The organism is Oleiphilus sp. HI0132 (assembly GCF_001635845.1).
In genome coordinates this window covers 1-714 of the sequence record NZ_LWGJ01000550.1, presented here as the reverse complement: position 1 = coordinate 714, position 714 = coordinate 1, and the positions used below count along the sequence as shown (strand labels likewise).

Annotated in this window: 1 protein-coding gene; it reads left to right on the top strand. The window is 43.7% G+C overall.

All coding sequences use genetic code 11. From position 1 onward, the window contains the following. Positions 1–677: hydroxyacylglutathione hydrolase (gene gloB, locus A3766_RS06585; RefSeq protein WP_068641960.1), on the top strand; the 677-nt coding region annotated here is incomplete at its 5' end. Positions 678–714: the final 37 nt, after the last annotated feature.

Sequence of the window (714 nt, the reverse complement as noted above, 5' to 3'; positions counted from 1 at the left end):
GCTCATTTAGTGACACTCAAGATTATTTGAATTCACAAGGGCTAGACCTAGTAGCAATTCTTATCACTCACCACCACCCTGATCACACGGGAGGCTTGGCAAAACTTAAAGATCAATATGACTGTAAAAGCTTCGGCTCATCTCACTCAAAAGTTGAAGGTATCGATGAGCAACTGTCTGAAGGCGAAGCGATCAGCTTACTTGGCTTACAATTCAAAAGCCTCGACGTTCCGGGTCATACGCTTGATCATAATGCCTACTATTGCGAACAACTAGACGCATTGTTTTGTGGGGACACACTATTCTCAGGTGGTTGCGGTCGCTTATTCGAAGGCAGTGCTGAACAAATGTATAACTCGCTTGGAAAAATCCGCTTACTACCGAAGACGACACGCATCTTCTGTGCACACGAATATACATTAGCCAATCTAGATTTTGCACTGAGTCTAATGCCAGACAACCAGGCACTACAAAACTACTTAGTAGAAGCCACCGATTTGCGTAAGCGTGGCTTATCCACTATCCCCTCCACACTAAAAACAGAACTGGAGATAAACCCGTTTTTTAGAAGCAACGATCCAGCCTTAGCTTCGAATGTTAAACAACTATTCCCCAATACGAATAGCTGTGAGCCAGATATTTTTGCCGCAACAAGGCTCGCGAAAGATCAGTTCTGACCATAGTAACAACGGGTTAGCACTTACAGAGTTAAAT